Annotated in this window: 13 protein-coding genes; 3 read left to right on the forward strand and 10 right to left on the reverse strand. The window is 54.0% G+C overall.

Annotation, left to right across the window (positions count from 1 at the left end; translation table 11 throughout):
• The 9 genes from A3844_RS08590 to A3844_RS08635 form a co-directional block, all read right to left on the reverse strand.
• A partial coding sequence (locus A3844_RS08590; protein WP_074107175.1) for a glycoside hydrolase family 125 protein occupies positions 1 to 1,055 on the reverse strand: 1,055 nt, incomplete at its 3' end.
• 32 nt (positions 1,056 to 1,087) lie between these two features.
• Complete coding sequence (locus A3844_RS08595; RefSeq protein WP_074107176.1) at positions 1,088 to 4,297, reverse strand: alpha-mannosidase; 3,210 nt, start codon at positions 4,295 to 4,297, stop codon at positions 1,088 to 1,090.
• Positions 4,284 to 6,827: a glycoside hydrolase family 3 N-terminal domain-containing protein gene (locus A3844_RS33415; RefSeq protein ID WP_244169731.1), complete on the reverse strand. Its 2,544-nt coding sequence runs from the start codon at positions 6,825 to 6,827 to the stop codon at positions 4,284 to 4,286. Before A3844_RS33415 ends, A3844_RS08595 begins: the two co-directional genes overlap by 14 nt.
• A gap of 28 nt (positions 6,828 to 6,855) precedes the next feature.
• Positions 6,856 to 7,773 carry a carbohydrate ABC transporter permease gene (locus A3844_RS08610; protein ID WP_074102616.1) on the reverse strand — a complete coding sequence of 306 codons (918 nt, stop codon included), beginning with the start codon at positions 7,771 to 7,773 and terminating at the stop codon, positions 6,856 to 6,858.
• A gap of 23 nt (positions 7,774 to 7,796) precedes the next feature.
• Positions 7,797 to 8,729 (reverse strand): ABC transporter permease, encoded by a 933-nt coding sequence (locus A3844_RS08615; protein WP_074084398.1) that lies wholly within the window; start codon positions 8,727 to 8,729, stop codon positions 7,797 to 7,799.
• 84 nt (positions 8,730 to 8,813) lie between these two features.
• A complete protein-coding gene (locus tag A3844_RS08620; RefSeq protein WP_074107177.1) occupies positions 8,814 to 10,310 on the reverse strand; it encodes an ABC transporter substrate-binding protein in 1,497 nt (498 codons plus the stop codon).
• 175 nt (positions 10,311 to 10,485) lie between these two features.
• Entirely contained in the window at positions 10,486 to 12,012 is a 1,527-nt protein-coding gene (locus A3844_RS08625) for a response regulator transcription factor (RefSeq protein WP_074084388.1), read from the reverse strand.
• On the reverse strand, positions 12,005 to 13,831 hold the full coding sequence (locus A3844_RS08630; protein WP_074084387.1) for a sensor histidine kinase: 1,827 nt from the start codon (positions 13,829 to 13,831) through the stop codon (positions 12,005 to 12,007). Before A3844_RS08630 ends, A3844_RS08625 begins: the two co-directional genes overlap by 8 nt.
• Positions 13,832 to 14,301: 470 nt before the next feature.
• Positions 14,302 to 15,795, reverse strand: a complete 1,494-nt coding sequence (locus A3844_RS08635; protein ID WP_074107178.1) for a TROVE domain-containing protein — start codon at positions 15,793 to 15,795, stop codon at positions 14,302 to 14,304.
• 452 nt (positions 15,796 to 16,247) lie between these two features.
• Here A3844_RS08635 and A3844_RS08640 point away from each other — a divergent pair, with 452 nt between their 5' ends.
• From A3844_RS08640 to A3844_RS08650, 3 genes are all read left to right on the forward strand, one after another.
• Positions 16,248 to 17,570, forward strand: a complete 1,323-nt coding sequence (locus tag A3844_RS08640) for a helix-turn-helix transcriptional regulator (protein ID WP_074107179.1) — start codon at positions 16,248 to 16,250, stop codon at positions 17,568 to 17,570.
• Positions 17,557 to 18,384, forward strand: coding sequence for a WYL domain-containing protein (locus tag A3844_RS08645; protein ID WP_074102619.1), 828 nt, complete (start codon positions 17,557 to 17,559; stop codon positions 18,382 to 18,384). Before A3844_RS08640 ends, A3844_RS08645 begins: the two co-directional genes overlap by 14 nt.
• Positions 18,385 to 18,607: 223 nt before the next feature.
• A complete protein-coding gene (locus A3844_RS08650; RefSeq protein ID WP_074084383.1) occupies positions 18,608 to 18,733 on the forward strand; it encodes a DUF4023 family protein in 126 nt (41 codons plus the stop codon).
• 205 nt (positions 18,734 to 18,938) lie between these two features.
• Here the strand turns inward: A3844_RS08650 and A3844_RS08655 are convergent, their stop codons facing one another.
• The gene (locus tag A3844_RS08655) at positions 18,939 to 19,655 is read right to left on the reverse strand and encodes a hypothetical protein (RefSeq protein ID WP_074107180.1); all 717 of its coding nucleotides are present in this window, start codon (positions 19,653 to 19,655) and stop codon (positions 18,939 to 18,941) included.
• Between the last annotated feature and the right edge of the window lie 74 nt (positions 19,656 to 19,729).

Raw genomic sequence — 19,729 nt, forward strand, 5'->3', positions numbered from 1 at the left:
GTTCCTTCATAATAGAACGGATTTTCTGTACTGAGCGCAAACCGTCTCGTGTTCTGATACACCGGATCATCGTTCTTCAAATAGCCCAGGTACGGAATGGAGATCAGCCCCGGAGTGCCGGCATCATCCATCAGGCAGTAATTGCCGAAGCCGTCGGTCTCGTAAGCGTACATCGGCCCGAATTCAGGATGGCGGTAAATCCCGTACAGCTTGATGCCGTGATCCACCTCGAACTCCAGCGCCTTCAGCTCGGCCAGCAAATCCATGTCCCGGAAGACCCACTCGGCAAACTCCTGCATCTGGCGCAAGGCGACAACGGCAAACATATTGCCGGGAATGTTGTAGTGGAAATCACAGGCGTCATCGCTGGAACGGAACCCGGACCAGATCATCCCGGTATAGTTCACCGGCATGCCAAGTCCGTTATTTCGCAACGAGTCTTCCGGAATACCGTTGTTGCGGGTGAAGCGGTATGGTGACTGCTCGAAGTGGTGCTGCTCTTTTTTGAACACCTCGAGGATGGTACGCAGGGCAGACTTGAACTCCGCATCGAAGAAGTCGGTAATCCCGGTTTCCTGCCAGTAGGTATACGCGAGACGCACCACGAAGCACAGGGAATCAATCTCGAATTTGCGCTCCCAGACCCATGGGGACATCTCGGTCACGTCCGTGGTGTTCCAGTGCCAGTCATTGGCATATTCATTAAACGCATTGGCGTACGGATCAATGTGGATGTACTGGATATGACGTTTGATCAGGCCGCCGATGATGCGCTGCAGATCCGGGTCGTTTTTGGCCAGCGGCACATAATGGATGACCTGTTCCACCGAATCGCGCAGCCAAGAAGCCGGGATATCTCCGGTAATGACAAAGGTGGTGCCATCCTCCATCCGCTTCGTCGTGGTCTCCAGGGTGTTCGGAAAACAGTTTTTGAACAGCTGCAGCAGCTTGGGCCGGTGGGCCAGCTTCACTTCCGCTTCAGCCAGCACCTCCTGTACGGCTTGCGGCAGTTCGAGCTTCGGCATCGGGATTTTCGGTAATCTGAATTGTTCCAAGGAAGGGACACTCCTTCTGTTCGAATAGTCGTTTATTTCACGTAAATCGTCTGGATCTCAAAAGGGGCAAAGTGCAGCTCGAATTCACCTGGGTGATGGGCGACAGGCTCCAGCTTCTCCTCCAGCGCATTGGACCGGTACACTTCGCTGAACGGCTGGTTCCAGCCCAGCGTCACGGTTTCCCGTCCGCCCGCGGATTCATAGAACCGCAGCACGCAGCCCTGACCGTCCTCGGATGGCTTCACGGTGTCCAGCACAACATGCTGCCCACTGAAGCGGATGAAACCGCTGGTGGATGGCAGCTGTCCCGTCTTCCCTTCGGCTGCGGTGACCTGCACCTCATGATTCAGCTCCGCGGCCTTGCGCAGCGTATGGGCACTCCGCCAATCGCCCGGGTGGGGATAGAGCGAATAGGTGAAGTCATGAACGCCGAGGTCCGCAGTGGCGTCCGGCCATTGCGGCGCACGCAGCAAGGACAGGCGGATCGTGCTTCCTTGAATGTCGTAGCCGTATTTGCAGTCATTCAGCAGGCTGACGCCGTATCCATGTTCGGATACATCCACAAAACGGTGTCCGCAGACCTCGTACTGCGCCTGTTCCCAGCTGGTATTGCGGTGCGTGGGACGCTCCAGCGCGCCAAAAGGAATCTCATAGGTCGCTTTGTCTGCGACCACATCGACCGGGAAGCCGACCTTCAGCAGCTTGTGGGCTTCCTTCCAGTCCACATGGGTCTTGAAATCGATTCTGCGGTCATGGGCATACAGGATCAGATCCTGGGTGATCTGCGACTGGCCCAGCGTCCAGCGGAATCTCAGCACATCCCGGACTTGGCCGGAGTGAAGCACGTATTTCTCCACCAGCTCGGCCTCGCCGGCGGGCTGGGCTTCATAGCGGCTGTCGATATCCCAGGCATCCCAGAGTGTCGGACGGTCATGGAAGAAGTGGAATTGGTTGGCCCGTCCGCCCTGCTGCACCACTTCCCGTTCGGCCGCTTTGTCGAACAGGCTGGTGATTTCGCCCCGTTCATTGAACGTCAGGCGGTAGTGCGGGGTCTCCCAGCGGTCATTCAGGACGGTGCGTTCCGGCCTATTCACTGCTTCCGGGCTTTCCGGCGTTGGCCGTTCCCCGCGTTTCAGCCAGATCGTCTTATACCCCATAGCCGGAATGGCGGGGACATGAATGTAAGCGGTCTGTTGACCCGTTGTCGGGCCCATAGCCTCGTCTACTGTTGACAAACCGGCCACAAGATCTATCGGAAGTGCATTTCCTGACGCGTCATATGCTGATATATTCCGTTCATTTTCCGTTGGTTTATTTTCCGTTTGTCTATTTGCTGTTGGTTCCCTATCTGATGCTTCTGTATCTGCCCATGGAATGGCAACGACTGCATCACGCGCCCAGCCGAGGCTGTTGAACAGCACGTGAGGCTGGCCTTCGCCTGCTGTTGTGACCTGAGCCGCCAGGGCTTCCAGCCCCGGCTGCAGCGCTGCCTCACCAAGGGCGAATACCTCGCGGTATTCCTTCTCCGAAGTCTCATAGGCTTCGGTGATGGCCGAGCCGGGAATAATGTCGTGGAACTGGTTCAGCAGTATCCGCTTCCAGCCGTGATGCAGCTGTTCGGCACTGCTGCTGCGCAGCTCGGGCTTCATGGCAGGAGCGGCCAGGGTCTGCCACAGCTCAGCCTCACGGTAGAGAATCTCCGCCTTGCGGTTGTTCCGCTTGTTGCGGCCATGTGTGGTATAGGTGCCGCGGTGCAGCTCCAGATACAGATCGCCGCGCCATTCGGGCAGCTTGGGCTGCCGCTCTTCCATGCCTGCGAAGAAATCTGCGGCGCTGCTGAAGGTACTGGCCGGCTGGCCGACCATCAGGTCTGCACGGCGGATGTATTCCAGCATCTCGCGGGTGACACCTCCGCCGCCGTCGCCATGGCCGTAGAGCAGCATCTGCTCGTTATGGGTTTTCTTTTCGCGGAAGGATTGCCAGTGTTCATGCACGTCCTTCGGCAGCGTATTTTCGTTCACCCCATGGTTGAGGTAGGACAGCATCGGGGTGCCGTCAATGCCCACCCAATGGAACAGATCGTACGGAAATACGTTGGTGTCATTCCAGCCGAGCTTCGTGGTCATGAAATAGCGCACGCCGCCATGCCGCATAATCTGCGGCAGTGAAGCGCAGTAGCCGAAGGTATCCGGCAACCATTCAATCTCTGAGGTCTGGCCGAATTCCTTCTGGTAGAACCGCTGGCCGTAGAGCATCTGGCGCATCAGGGACTCTCCGCTCGGGATGTTCAGGTCCGGCTCGACCCACATGCCACCGACCAGCTCCCACCGGCCTTCACGAATTCGCTCTTTGACCTTGGCGAACAGGACCGGGTCGTTTTCCTTGAGATATTCGAACAGCTGCGGCTGGCTCTGGGCGAATTGATAGTCCGGGTATTCGTCCATTAAGGCATTGACGGTGGAGAAGGTCCGGCTGGTCTTCCGCACGGTCTCCCGCGCCGGCCACAGCCAGGCAATGTCGATATGCGACTGGCCGACCATATGAATGGTGCCTTCTGCGTTGCCGCCAATCCCTGCAATATCTGTACGCAGCGCCTCTTCCAGGGCGGCTACAGCACTGCCTTCACGAACCTCAGGCTCATTTAAATTCAAATATTCGTCCATCACCCGGTACAAGGCTTCCAGCATCCGCGCGCGGCGCATATCCGCTTCGGGCAGCAGGACCGCCGCATCGCGGACGATGACGGCGGTATACATCAGGCTCTGGACCGGCTCATTGACCCGTACCAGCCAGGTGCGGATGGCCCGGATCGGCGGCTGGATGACTGCCTGCTGATTCAGCGGGTCCACCGGCTCGGGAATGGGATCAAACAATTCGATTTCCAGCTCCAGCGGCCGGCCGTCCCGCGAGGCTTCCAGGGTTACAAAGGTGTGGTTCCGGTCAAGGCCGTGGCGGGATTCCCCGTTTACCCGCAGCAAGGCCTCGCCGCCCGACTCAAATATGAGCCCCGTACGCTGCCCTTGCCATTCTGCCGGGATCGTAAGCGAAAGGCGAAAAAAGTAGGTGGTTCCCTGCACACTCGGGAACAGGTTGAAATCTCCGCCTTCGGTATACGGCCGCATTCCGTCATATTGACCCGGCACGGTATAGACCGAAGCCTGAATGTCCCAGCCTTCCAGCGCCTGCTGCTCCAGCCATTGCCGCTCGGACAGCTCGCGGATGAATCTTCTAATCCGTTCCATGTAACCCCTCCGTTCCACGCGAACCCTCCGTTACCTCGAGTGCAGCTTCCAGTACCTCATTGACATGACGGCCCACCAGCACCTTGAATCCGCCCGGCTCCACGACAGGCTGAGCCTCCGGGCCGATATATTGCAGCTGCTCCAAGCCGACTTCAAATTCCACGATTTGCGCTGCGCCTGGAGCCAGCGTGATTTTGCGGAAGCCTTTGAGTTCCTTCGCGGGTCTGGACACCTTGCTCACCACGTCGGAAATGTAGAGCTGAACGACCTCGGCGCCTTCCCGTTCTCCCGTGTTGGTCACGGTGACCCGTACGGTTGCGGTTTGGTCTGCCGTGATTGCCTGTGGCTCCACCTGGAGTTCTGAGTAGCGGAAGCTCGTATAGCTCAGTCCGAACCCGAACGGGTAGCGGGGCTGCGAATCGGCTTCCAGATATTGTTTTCCGCGTGAACGCTTGCCGTTGTAGTACACCGGAAGCTGACCCACATCCTTCGGCCAGGAGATGGTCAGCCGTCCGGAAGGATTCACGTCTCCGAACAGAATATCCGCCACCGCATGGCCGCCCTCCTGGCCGGGATACCAGGCTTCCAAAATGGCATCTGCGTGTTCCTCAATCCAGGGCTCACTCACCGGACGGCCGTTGATATAGACCACAATGACCGGCTTGCCCAGCTGATGAATTTCCTTGAACAGTTCCCGCTGCACACCTGAGAGGGCCAGTGAGATCCGGTCAATCCCTTCGCCGCAGTCCATATCGCTCCAGGCATGCTCCGTCACTTTTGACGCTCCGGTCTTCAGGTCGATACTGCCTTCGCCGAAATCGCGGGCACTTGAGCCGCCAAGCACCATAACCACCGTGTCGGCCTGCGCGGCGCAGGCCAAGGCGGCTTCGAAGCCTTCCCTGTCCTCGCCTTTGATCCGGCAGCCGGGGGCATACAGCACCCGCTCCGCTCCAAGCTTGCTGCGGACACCGTCTAAGACGGTGACGATGCTGGACCGCGGCTGCGGTGAGGTATAATCCCCCAGCTGATTGTACGGTGCATCGGCGTTCGGGCCGATGACCGCAACCTTGCCGGTGCTCCCGCTGCCGCAATTGCCTGTGGCACTCGAACTGACGCAGCCACTCAGGCTGTTGTCCGCGCCACTCGAACAAATGCTGCCACTCCTACCGTTGCCTACGCCGCTCGCACGGATGCCGCCACTGCTGCCGCTGTTGCCTGCACCATTCGCACCGACGCGGCCATCGCTGCCAGGATTGCCTACACCGCTCGCACGGACGCCGTCACTGGTGCCCCCGCTGACCTTTAGCGGCAGTGTCCCGCCTTCATTCTTCAGCAGAATGATGCTCTCCGCAGCCAGCCTCCGGGCCAGCTCCCGGTGCTTCGCGCTGCCGATGAACTTCTCCGCCGCCTCCGGATCGGCGTATGGCTGCTCGAACAGGCCGAGCCTGAACTTCAGCTCCAGCACCCGCTGCACGGCGCGGTCCAGGACCTCCACCGCCAGCTTGCCGCTGCGGACAGCACCGACGAGATGTTCTCCGAACATGACGCCGGACATCTCCATATCGATCCCCGCTGTGATGGCCTGCACCGACGCATCCAAACCATCCTCGGCGACGTCATGGCCGGCGGCCAGCATTTCGATAGCGCCGCAATCGGTAATCACGAGGCCGTCAAAGCCCCATGCCCCCCGGAGAATCTCCTCCAGGAGTGCGGTATTCGTTGTACAGGGCACGCCGTCAATCTCATGGTAGGCGGGCATAACGGACACCGCGCCTGCTTCCACCGCCTTCTTGAACGGAAGTAAATCCACTTCCAGCAGCTCGCGCCAGCCCATATGCACCGGACCGGCATTGCGGCCGCCCTCGGAGCTGCCGTACCCGACAAAGTGCTTCAGTGTAGCGCCCACACTATCCGGGCTGCTCAGCGATTCTCCCTGCAGCCCCTCCACGGCGGCAACGGCCAGCTCGCTGATCAGGTAGGCATCTTCGCCAAAGCATTCCTCCGTCCGGCCCCACCGGGGATCGCGCACCACATCCAGCACCGGCGAGTAGGTCACCGTTCCACCCTGGCTCCGGGTTTCCAGTGCCACCGCCCGGCACATCTCCCGGTACAGGTCCACATTCCACGAGCTGCCCAGTGACAGCGGAACCGGAAATACGGTCGCCCCGATGGCCATATGGCCGTGCGAGCACTCTTCCCCGATCAGGATCGGGATGCCGAGGCGCGAGTTCTCGATGGCATAACGCTGAATCGCATTCACTGCCTCCGCCCCCTGGCGCGGGGACAGCCCGCTGGCCAGGGTCACTCCGGTCCACGGATCCGCGCGGAGCATGCCGTAGAGCGAGCCGATGCCCGTTTCTGCTACCTGACGTTTAAAATCCTCAGTAAGAGTAATCTCCCCTTCAGTATGTTCGTAGACTTGCCAGCCGAAGGGCTGAACCAGCTGTGCAGCCTTTTCTTCCAAGGTCATCTGTCCCAGCAGATGCTCTGCCCGTTCCCGGGCCGGTCTGTCTGGATCTGTATAGGTCATACTCTCCACTCCCTCTCTGGTGACGGTCTTATTCTTTCACGGCTCCTATCGTAAGACCCTGGATGAAATAACGCTGGAAGAATGGATAGGCAAAAATAATCGGACCCGTCGCCAGCACCACCATCGCCATACGCGAGGTATCCTGCGGCATAGAGCGAAGCGCCTCCATGCTGAGTGAGCTGTTGGTCGAGTTCTGCATAATGAACTGCATGCTGGTCTCGATCCGCATCAGCATAGACTGCAACGGCACCAGATTCGGATCATCGATGTAGAGCAGTGCATTGAACCAGTCATTCCAGTAACCCAAAGTACTGAACAGGGCAATGGTCGCCAGACCGGGCAATGAGAGCGGCAGTACCAGTGTAAGGAAGATGCGGAATTCGCCTGCGCCGTCGATTTTACCGGATTCGAGAATGGCATCGGGAACGCTGGTACTGTAAAAAGTACGTAGGATCATAATGTAAAAGGCGTTGACCGCCAGCGGCATCACGAGCGCCCAGATCGTATCCTTCAGGCCCAGAAACTGTGTAACGATAATATAGGTCGGAACGAGCCCGCCGTTGAAGAGCATGGTGAAGAAGGCAAAGAACGCAAAGAAATTGCGGTATCTGAAGCTTTTACGCGAAATGGCATAGGCATAAAAAGAAATAAACAGCAGGCTGATCAGTGTGCCGAGCACCGTCACGAGGATGGTCACCCCATAGGATTGCAACAGCATATCTCCCGACTGGAATACATATTTGTACGCACCCAGACTCCATTTAGCCGGGAACAGACTGTAGCCGTCTCTGGCCAATGCTCCTTCATCCGTGAAGGAAATGATGACTACAAAGATAAATGGGAATACGCACAGTAATGCAAAAACACCGGCAAACAGATTAAACAGCACGTTCCAGGTTTTGGAGAGCTTATGAAAATCACGTTTTTTATTGACAATAGTGGACATCTGGTTCACTCCTTTCGCCCTGACTAGAATAAGGCGCTGTCCTTGTTGAATTTACGCACGATATAGTTCGAGGTAATGACAAGCACGAAGCCGACTACGGATTGATATAGCCCCGCCGCAGTACTCATGCCAATCTCGCCTGTAGATTTGAGGCCTTGGTAGACATAGGTATCGATAACGTTCGTAACACTGTAGAGCGTCCCGGAGTTGCGGGGCACCTGGTAGAACAGGCCGAAGTCGGCGTAAAAGATTTTTCCGATGGCCAGCAGCGTCATGATCGTAATAATCGGGCTGAGCAGCGGCAGCGTGATGTTCTTGATCTGCTGGAATTTGCCTGCACCGTCGATCATCGCCGCTTCATACAGCGATTTGTCGATACCCATAATAGCGGCCAGATAGACTACGCTGTTATAGCCGAGCGCCTTCCACAGATACACGAGCACGAGGATGACCGGCCAGTATTTTTTCTCGGAATACCAGTTGATGGGTTCTGCTCCAAAATAGCCTAGGATCTGGTTCAGCACACCGCTCTCGGAGCTGAGAAAGCTGAAGGCAAAGTAGCCGACTACAACCCAGGACAGAAAGTACGGCAGGAACATGCCGGTCTGGTAGACCTTGGCCAGTTTTTTGTTGGCAATCTCTGCAAGCACAATCGCCATAACTACCGACAGCACCAGCCCCAGCAATATGAAAACGGCATTGTATAAAAGTGTGTTGCGGGTGATGATATACGCGTCATTCGTAGTGAACAGAAACTTAAAGTTATCCCAGCCCACCCACTTGCTGTGGAAAATGCTTGCCCAGAAGCCCTCCCGGCTGTAGCGGTATTCTTTAAAAGCAATAACCGTCCCTACCATCGGCAGATAGGAGAAAAAGAGGAACCACAGCGCGCCTGGTAGGACCATGAGCAGCATAACCTTGTCTTTGATGATATTTCGGATGAATCCGCCAATCATTTTCACGTGGAGCCCTCCTAAACTGTAAAAGAAAAGACCGGGCTATAGGCTTGGCACCCGCCCGATCTTCCTTAAGGGAATGAATTATTTGTTGTTCGCAGCTTTCCAAGCGTCGATTTGGGTTTGTGCTTCTGCGATGATTTTATCGAGTCCGGCAGCTTTGAATTTCTCAATCGCTTTTGGCAGATATTCGTCAGGATCTACGGTTCCTGTCATCAGCGGAGCCCAGAATTCTTCCTTCACGTTCTGCACAGCGGCGATTTCACTCGTTACCTTGGAGGTATCAAAGTTGAAGCCGAGCAACGGAGCATTGATCCCTGCTTCATTAAACTTTTTGAACTGCTCCCACTTGTCCGCAGGATCGCCTTCGTTCAGGTAGTTGATCATGATATTGCCCAGAGAGAAGGACGGCATATCATAGTTTTTCGCTTCCGGCAGATTCTTGATGGTGTTATCATTGATTTTCTCGTAATGCACGCCTTCAATACCCGAGTCGACCAGGTTGCGCAGATAAGGATCGGTGTTCAGCAGGTTCAGGAATTCCATGGCTTTCTCCGGATGCTCGGAGTTGGCGGAAATGGCCTGCATCGAACCCATAACGGACCAGTTATAAATGTAGGATTCGCCCGCAGGGGTTGAAACTACAGGGTAGCCGTAGCTGGCCGTCCACAGATTGTCAGCCATAGGCTGTGTAGTGGCGCGGTCCATGAACCATTTGCCGGCTTTGTAGAGATCATCCACGGAGGAGGTTGTCGCTACTTCAGATGATACGTAACCTGCCTTGTAATATTTGTGTACGGTTTCAAGACTGGATTTCAGCTCTGGACTTTCCAGAATGTTGACGATTTTATAGTCCTTTGTATTCAGATACACGGCCATCGGCATTTTTTCGATAATGTAGTCGAAAGGCAGCACCGGCATGTAGTCCTTCACCATTGCATATGGTGTGACGCCTGGTTCGTTTTCCTTAATGGTTTTGAGCATAGGTTCAATGCTGTCCAGTGTGGTTGCTTTGCTAATGTCCAGCTTATACTTGTCCACAAGCTCTTTGTTGAAGCGCCACACTTCCTGTGCCGGAAGCTCTTTGTTGGCAGGAATCGCATAGTTGTGTCCGTCTACCTTCGAGCCTTCCAGGAATGCCGGGTCGATGGCAGTCTTGATGTCTTTGCCGTACTTATCAATCAGGCTGTCCAGTTCCATGAATGCGCCTTTGCGGGCATTCTGCACATAATCCAGGGCCCATGAACTGGTAAACATAATATCCATAGGTTCACCGGAGGCTACCTTAACCTGCATTTTTTGTGAATAGTCGCCGTAATCAAGCATATTGATTTTCAGGGTTGCGTTAATTTTCTCTTTGGTGTATTTGTTGATTTCAGCCACAACCATGTCCAGGTCCTTCTGCGGCGCACCGATAGTGTACCAGATCAGCTCTACCGGCTTCTCCGAGTTGCCTTTTGATCCCGAAGCCGAATCATTGGAACTTGCATTGTTCGAACCACCGCCGCATGCGCTAAGCAGCACCGAGACTGCCATCATCGATGTCAGTAATAGGGACAACCGTTTGCTTTTCTTGCTCATTCTTTATAACCTCCCCTTTATTCACCTCAAAACTGCAGGACATGTGAAGGTCTGTTCGGCCTTTGTCCCTTCAAGGATTACCTTAACTTTAGTTGATGTAAGCATTTTCAGACAGAAGCTAAACTAAATAAATCATGTAGAAAATAAAGAAAAGAACTTGCCCGGCAGACAGCCGTTACACAAGTCCTTTATATTCGGTGGGGGAAATCCCCACATATTTTTTGAATTGCTTATAGAAATAACCGGTCTCCCAGTAGCCGACATTCCTGGCAATCTCATGCACCTTGGACGAGGTTCCCCGCAGCTGCTCCTTGGCCTTCTCAATCCGGTAGCGGTTGATATATTCAGTGAACGTATCCCCTACCTCTTTGCTGAACAGCTGTCCCAGGTAGACCGGGTGGATGTTGAACTGTGCCCCGAGTGTCTTCAGCGAAACATCCTCAGCGTAGGATTCATGGATAAAATTAAGCACCTGCTGCACGACCGGACTCTTCACATCACGGATCAACAAGTCAATCGTAAGCGACGCCGCTTCTTTCAGAATCTGAATCCATTCATGAATGGATGTCGTTTCGCGGAGTCTGCGGAAGCCCTCCTGGTATAGCTCAGGTTCTTCGCAATGTCTGATTTCCTTCAATTGCATTTTGAAGCGGATCAGCCATTCCATGGAGAAATCATGGAGAACCTCGGGAGTTACGCCTTCCATATGCCGCAGCTGCTCGAACCGCTCATCAATCCGCTGCAGCAGCGCTTCCTTGTCCTTAGCCAGAATCAGCTTCTGCACCTGCTCCCAGTTCTGCGTGACCTCCCGCCCGTCCGCCTCGCTGCGGCTGGCTATCTCCTCATAGCGGATCACTGTCCGTTCCGGGAACAGAATGAAATATTCCCGCGCTTTCTTCGCTTGCTCATAGCTCTGTGCCGCCCCTCCCTCTGTCTCCACGACACTGCCCATCGAGAAGCAAAGCGGCTGATAGGAGGACAGCCTCTTCACCAGGCGCTCATGGCAGCGTTCGACCTCTTCCTTCCCGCGCTGGTATTCGCTTAAGCCATGCAGAAGCACGGCATCTCCATCCATATCCTGAAAAAGAATAGTGGAGCTGCTGTCCCCAAGGGCATTCGCAACCGCCTTCAAGAATTCAGCATTGCCGGCCCCCCTGCCCGGCCGCAGCAGGGCAGCCAGTAATAGCGGCTTGTCCAGCTGGATGCCCAGCAGTTCCGACCGCTCACGGAATTCATTCACTCCAATCTGTTCCCGGAGCCAGCGGTGCATAATATTATCTCTTAATATAGAGATGCTCTGCGCGTTCAGTTCATCTTCAACTCTGCTCATATGAAGCTTCTCCACGGTATTGCTAAGTGTAGCCTTGAACTCCTCGAGATTAATCGGCTTCAGCAGATAATTCTCAATGCCGAGCGTCATCCCTTCCTTCAGATACCCGAACTCATCATACCCGCTGAGAATAATGACCTTCAGCCCCGGCTGGAGGCTGCGGACAGCACGGATCAGATCTAGACCGTTCATCAGAGGCATGGAAATATCGGTAATCAGAATATCTGCTCGGAGCGACGTGAGCGCCTCCAGGGCCTCCTGGCCATTCTCCGCCCGGCCGACAATCTCCATTCCCATCCCTGCCCAATCGACAATATCATACAGCCCTTCAATAATAAAAGGCTCATCGTCCACGATAAATACCTTATACATAGGTTGGCTCCTCCTCTCCCAGATCAGGAAAACATAAGGTCACGGTGGTCCCCTGGCCTTCTTCGCTCGCTACGGCTAAGCCGTGCGGTTCTCCATACAGCAGTTGCATCCGTTCATGAATGCTCCGTAGCCCGAAGGACTGCGAAGAGCTGTCCGGATCCAGGAGATCCTTCTGAATCTGCGCAAGCCGTTCCTGCTTAATGCCACGTCCGTTATCGTTGACCACAGCGCGGAGAATCCCGCCTTCCTTGACCAGATCAACCCGGATATGGTTATCGCTGCGGTCTGTCCGCATCCCGTGAAGGATATAATTCTCAACGACGGGCTGCAGGGACATCTTCAGCACGACCCGCCCCTCTAGCTCCTTGGGGCAATGGAGCTCATAGGAGAATTTGTCCTTATACCGGATGCGGAACAGCTCCAGATACAGCCGGCAGGCTTCCAGTTCATCCTTCAGGGTATGCTTCGCCTTGGGGTGGACATAGCTTTTGAACAGAACAGACAGGCTGTAGATCATCTCTCCAACATCTGCAGCACCCTGTGAAATGGCGCGCATGCGGATGACTTCCAGGGTGTTATAGAGAAAATGCGGATTGACCCTTGCTTCCAGCGCAGCGATCTCGCTGTGCTTCTGCTTAATCTCCGCCTTGAACACCCGGTCGATGTACAGATTCAGCTCGTCCAGCATATCATTGAAGCTTTTGGAGATCTGGCCCAGCTCGTCCTCCTTCACATCGGTGATGCGGGCATCAAGGTCCCCATTCTTCACCTTACGGGTAAAGCGGATAATGTTATGCGCCCGGGTGGCAAAATTGCTGATAAACAGCGAAGGTGTGATCACCGCAAACAGAATACAGATCAGGCAAATGGTAATAATCATGTTGCGCAGACCGCTGTAAGTCGCTGCAAGCTCCCCCTCCGGCACCACACTGAGTACAGTGAATCCGCCCTGGGTATGCGTCAGCTTCGTAATCAGCATGCCGTTCACTTCCTCACCGTCGGCATAGATCGCTTCAATCTGCTCAGGATAAGGATATTTCTTACCGTAGAATGTCCCTGAGCTGTCAAACAATACATCATTGTCTGCCGACAGCACGATAATATCGCCTTTGAAATCATCCTTGTAGTCACCCATGCTCGCCCAGATATGGTCCGCATCATAGAACACCAGCAGCTGTCCGATATTCCGCAGCGACTGCTTGTCATTAATCGGCACACGGATGGAGAACATGGGGGAATCTGCGAGGGATATCGTTTTGCGGACCCAGATATTCGGCGTCGTTACACTGCTGGCTTCCTCCAGATATAAAGCATCCGGCACAAACGAATGGGCCGCATTGGTAGAGATAATATTGAAGTTCTCCTGTTCATTGAATACATACAGCTGCTGTTTGGCAGAGCTGTAGAGCAGCAGACTGCGGATATCCGGATCATCTTCCATCTGGTTGCGGAAAAACTGCACACTGTCTGTGGTGGTGTTGCTCTCTTTAAGATAACGTTCAAGCCTGTAGGTGACATAATCTTGATAGGGATGCTCCAGCAAGTAGGATGTATTGGCCGTAAGCTCACTGTCCCGGTATACATCGCGCATCATCGTCTGCACGGCATCGTATTTATGCTGCATATAGTTGTTCACGCTCTCCACGGTCCGCTTCTGGATCTCCAGCTGCCTCTGTACCGCAGATTGGGACATCAGCAGGAACATCAGGTAGGAGAATGTAATCGTGGTTACCACCGCTATAATGGAGAAGATCAGGATGATCTTCATGAACAGATTATTTTTAAAATGCTTTTTGTACCAGTTTCCGGGGAGCAGCATGATGTCTCTCTCCCTCCTATTCACACAGGTTGATTGCCACATTATATCACGCAAGAGGAAACGGCTGGGCTATTCTTGTAAAAGGAAGGCATCTGTTTCCTAACAAATAGTACGATTATTAAGGACTTGTGAACCTGTACATTCCTATGATTGCCAAAAGGTTGCCTTATCAAAAAAACAGCCCGTTCCGAGCTTCGGCTGTGAGACAAATCGCAGTTGATTCAGGCATCGGCCGGCCTGGGGCATTCATCTTTCTATTTCAACAATAAGGTAAGGCCCGGTGTGTAAACAGGGTAAATTCTAAAGGTTTACTATACAAATTAAAGGTTAGCGTTTTCATATACGACAGGATGCAGGCAACCGGCCACAGCCTACTTGTGAACACTCTCAAGGAGCTACCCGCACATTATTTTAGCAGTAAAGAAGCGCCAGATGAGCTGCTCTGCTCTTCCGGCGCTTCCCCTTTTACCCTATATCTCCATCGCCGCTAACTGCTTCGTCATCGAACTGTATCCTTGCACCGACTGGGCAATATAGGACAATACAGTGTCGCTCCAGCCGTAAACATAGTAGGTCTGCTCATCCTGCTCAGGCACCATTGCATGACGGTAAGGTGCGATATCGACAATAAATGCTTTAACATCGGGATTCACCTTCTTGCGGTACAGCTTGAGCTGTTGATAGAATGGGCTGCCGCTGTTCTGCTGCTCATCGGTGATGATGATCACCTGGTCCACCTTGATGTGCTGCTCCAGGAGCTTGCGGACCGGTGCGCCGGTATCGGTTCCACCCCGGGCCTGTATCCGTTCCGCCTGGCCCAGGATGCTGTCCCGGCGGGAAGGCTTCGCATCGGCCACTTCGGTATCGAAGAGCCAGAACAACGACTTTCCTTGAGTCTTCTTATACAAAGCCAAAGCAAATATGGAACCGGTCTCCAGATAGTCACCCTGCATCGAACCGGAAATATCGAGAAAAATTGCAGTCCGGCCCTCCATATCCGGCAGGTTGTCAAACGTCAGGTCCACCGCTTCTCTCAGCGCATCCCGAAGCTCAGGCTGCTGCACCTGCCGGAACGCTGTCGCGAAACGGAAAGGCAATATCCGCGCTTTGCGCAGCCCCTGTCGATCCACTAACCGGTTCACTACATAATCCAGATTCCGCTGATCGTCGAGGACGCCGCTCCGCTGGAGCGTATTCAAATGGCGGAGCAGGGCGAACGTAGGCATCTGATACAGGATCGCCTTCCAGACTTCCCGGGAAGGCTGGATCGCTCCTGTTACGGCTGAGTATGGAAGCTTGCCCCGCTCGATCCACTCGATCTGCTCCTCCGCGGTCACGGCCTGCTTCAGCTTCTCCATCGCCTCCACCTGTGGCAGTAGCATCAGATTGGCCTCCTGGCCGCGTAAATAACGGAACAAGGCCTGCTGCTTGAGATCCGTCGGCTTCGGATGAGCTGTGGCAATGGCGTCGCCAAGGCTGTAGCCACGGCCTCGGCCATTATATTTCAGCGCCCAGTACTCGCTGATTCCCGACAGGAACAGATTGACCTGGCGCTTCACCGCCCGGCCGCCCTCCCCACGTCCCAGCCCCTGCAGGATCGTCAAGAAATCGGACAGGTCAGACGGGATTTGCACAACCTTCATGAAGACTTTGGCGAACAGATCCGGACGGGTACCGGATAGTACAGCCAGCCCAAACAGCGGCTGCAGTCTCATGAACCCCTCCCCCCTGGCATAGACCAGCGCTTTTGCCATAAATTCCGGCTGTTCAAGAGCCATTTGCTGATGCAGCTCCGCCGCATGATCTAAAAGCTCCTGCTGGTCCGCATAAAACGTATTATGCATTGTATTCGTCAAAAGCATCTGCAGATACTGCTCTTCCACAGGACGCGTATAAGCGGGATACCCTTCCTTGTTCAGGGCATGTGGCTTCATGGAGCCAAACAGTTTCGAAGCAAAGCTCATGTTCATTACCTCCTAATCATCAATACCGGTGAGGAAAATGTGGGACAGGTGTATCTGCAGGAGTCGAACCTGCCGTATTGCCCAGGATATTTCATTGGTCACGTTGGAGTGTGAAGTAACCCGTCCCGGCGCCTCACCGGCTTGATGGTTTGCACAAAGCGAGGAATTGGGTTGAAAAGGCCGGTCAGTGCCCTGGGGGCACCGTCAATTCTATTCCCGTAACAGACGAAGGATCCCTTTCAGTCGCCTCGCTTTGTGTACATTTTAACCTCCGAAGAAATCAAGATTGGACAGGCACAGACTGCTCTACCACTGAGCTATTCCTTCATTAGAAGGAAGCTGGAGTCGAACCAGCGACAGATCGCTTAACAGGCGAAGTATCCCGTCCATGCCATTTGCCACCGCTGGTACAATAGAAATTAGGTGTCTACTATGTATGATCGGAGGCTGCCATGGCCAAGGAAAGCTTTGATAAGGAAATTCAGTTTCTGCGGATGCTTGTATTGACCAGCGGTGCGTACAGCCGTCAGCAGTTTGCCGAACGTCTCGGCATCTCGGTTCATACCTTCGATAAAACCCTGAAGAAGCTAAAGGAAGTCGCAACCACCCTGCAGGAACAGCCGCCGGAGGCACAAGCCCAGGGCTTCACCGATGCGCTTCGGTTCAATTACTACGAATCCGCCGACCCCCTGCTGCTGTTTCTGTTCCAGGCCAAGTCGCTCAAGGAATCAGAAAGTCTGAGAATCTCCCGGATTCTAGCTGCACTGAATGGCGGCCAGGAGCTGGCCATAAAGGATCTGCTGGACATCTGCTGCTGCGGGCTGGACCCGGAGAATACTTTTCCCGATGAAAAGACGATCCGCGGCGACCTGAAATATTTGCAGGAGGTCGGGGCTATTGTGCGGGGAGCCGGTCCGCGTCCTTACCGTTACCGGCTGAATAATGATCTGGTCAAGCAATTGACCGGAGAGGAGCTTATGGATCTGTTCGACTTCGTGGATATTATGGCGAATACCCAGCTGCCTTCCGTGCAGGGATATTTGCTCCGCAACAGCCTGAAAAAAGAACTGCTCCGGCAGGATGCGGAGAAACAGGCCATCGAACCCTTTTTATACAAATACCATTATTATTCCAGAATCCTGGATGAAGCCCACTTGTCCACACTTCTGGCAGCCATCAAAAGCCGCAGTAAGGTGCAGTTTCTCTACTTCTCGCCGAAAGCCGACACCAGCTATGCCGCTAAAAGCACCAATCCGCTCTTCGAGCGTGAATCCGGCGGCCGCCCGGAAACAGCACTGCCCCTCAAAATCGTCTACGATCATCAGTACGGCAGATGGTATTTGCTCACTCACAGCAAGCACATGGGCATCCGCAAGTACCGGATGGAGGGCATGACACAAATCGAGGAAGGCGAAGCCGTCACAGAGGAGCTTTTCCTGGCGGAGCAATCCGCGCTGGAGCAGCAGATCGCCACAAGCTGGCTGATCGATACCGGCCGTCCCGTTACTGTTAGGGCTAAATTCCTAAATCCCCAGCGCAGCGGCTCTGCCCGTAATTTTGTGAAGGAGCGTGTGCTGCTGCAAGGGCAGTGGGGTGTTATAACCGAGGAAGATCTGCACTTTTTCATCTATGAAATTACCGTAAACGGCACGACCGAAATCAAGCCCTGGCTGCGCAGCTTCGGCTCAAGCTGTGAGGTGCTTGCGCCGAGGCAGCTACGGCAGGAGCTGATTGCGGAATGGAAGGAGATGCTGGACTACTATGAACCCTTTTGAGAAAATCTTTAATTACCGCATCCTCTCCCGGATGGAGGATAGCGGCGTCTTTCTCTCCACTTCCCATGAACGCTCCTGGCTGAAGCTGATGCTGGACCATCCCTCTGCTGCCGCCGCCTTTTCCGGGGTGACGCTTGATAAACTGCAGACCCTTTTGGAGGGAGAGGCTCCTCTGAATCTCGCTGAAGATCTGATCCATAAGGCTTCGACTGCAGAAGTACAGGTCTATCATCCGCTGGTGCGTGTGCTTCGCCGGAGTATTCAACACCATCAGGGCATACAGGTGAGCATCGGCCCGAACAACGGGCACCCCGGTCCGGAACAGTCCGGCCTTCCCTACCGTCTCGAATATTCCATGGTCAAACGGGAATGGTATCTGCTATGGTACAGCTGGACGCGCCGGGACTTCATGAGCATCAGACTGAAGAAAATAACATCGGTATGCGAAGTTCCGGCTGCACCCGAGCTTGTCCGCACGACTCAGGCCGAGATCCACCGAATTCTGGAGAGCCGCAGACAGAGCGCCGTGATTGAGGTCCTTCCGAATTACAACCGGGAGTTGTCGAGGATTCTCTATGCCTTTTCCTGCTTCGAGAAGGAGGTCCGTTATGACGAGGACAAGGACACCTATTACATCTCCTTGTTCTACTTGGGCAACGAAGGTGAATATGTGCTATCCAAAATGCGCTTTCTGGGCAAACGGGTGCGAATTGTTGAAGGGAACTGGCTAAAAAAACGCATGCGGGAATCCGCTTTGAAGGCGTTGGCTCTGTATGGAGCCTCCCCGGACCAGACGCTGACCCGCCAGGAATGATCCTCCGCAAAAGCGGGCACAGTAACAGCAGGTCTGAGAAATACTGCTGCTACACTTAGCACATGCTTACAAAACTTTTAGCGTATGCTTTCGAAGCGAGTTTTGTACGAAGTCACTCGATGAAGCACATGCTTACAAAACTTTTAGCGTATGCTTTCGAAGCGAGTTTTGTACGAAGTCACTCGATGAAGCACATGCTTACAAAACTTTTAGGAGGATATCAATGGACACTCACGAGTTCGTGGAGAAGTTTCAGGAGAACATGAAGAAGGCGGAGAAAAACAAACGCCGCGGCAAAGGCTCACCGGAAGCCCGTCTGGCAACCAAGCAGCACGGCACGAATAAATAAATAGCAGATAACCCCGCAGGACTCCTGAATTCTGGAGAGGAGACCTACGGGGTTATTGTCTGCTGTTCTTCGTGGATATGGAGCTGCAGTGTCTCTTTTGCAGCTGCGATTGCGGCTTTCTTTTCAAAGTTAGGTTATGGAGCAGCCCGCCTATCCTATGGATAGAGCGGGCTGCTCGCAGTTTCACCTTTAATAATAGAAAATGTTATTTGCTCAGTTTCGCTACACTTGCAGCCACTTTCTCAAGCTGGGCTTTGCTCAGCGCTTTGTCCGGTGAGCTCAGAGTGACGTAGCGGTCATCCAGCTTAAAGGTAAGCATCGGGATATCCGAAGGAGTATACCATTTGGCTGCTGCTCCAGTCGAAAGCTTCACTGTAGTACCGTCATACTCGTAGGAGTAATCCCGCGGCGAGATATCTACGTTCATGTGGCTGAAGAGGAATCTTACGCCATCGGAGCCTTCGGCAGCCTTTTGGAAGGCGTCTCCGCTGATCATTTGCATCGGTGCATAGGCGGTCTCGAAGCCCTGGAAGGCGGAGAATGCCTTGGTGATGGCTTCTTTTTGCGCGGCACTGTACTGGATGGTGGCCAAAGTAACCGCTGAACCGTTACCCGGTGCTGCTGATCCCGCTGATGAACCCAGAATGACCTGATTGGTTGAAGGATTGAAAGTTACCGGCACTTTGAGCGCGTCCGCCATCGCCCGGACAGGCAGGTAAGTTGTATCATTATAAGTGATTGGTGCAAGCGTCTTGCCATTATTATCTACCGGAGTGTATGCGGCTCCGTTTACTGTAAATCCAATGCTGTGATTCAGATACGCGCTAATCTTCTGCATGTTGGTTCCTGCATATACCCCCGCCGAGCCTGTAACTGCCATTCCGAATACCATGGTTGCTATGATCATTTTTTTGCTTTTCATTATAATCGTCTCCTTGTAAGTTCGTTTGTGTGTTCCTTGCTATAGATACATTTAATCATGAACTTGTTTCCAAC

Source organism: Paenibacillus helianthi, from assembly GCF_001909055.1.
Classification (GTDB): Bacteria; Bacillota; Bacilli; order Paenibacillales; family Paenibacillaceae; genus Paenibacillus_AQ; species Paenibacillus_AQ helianthi.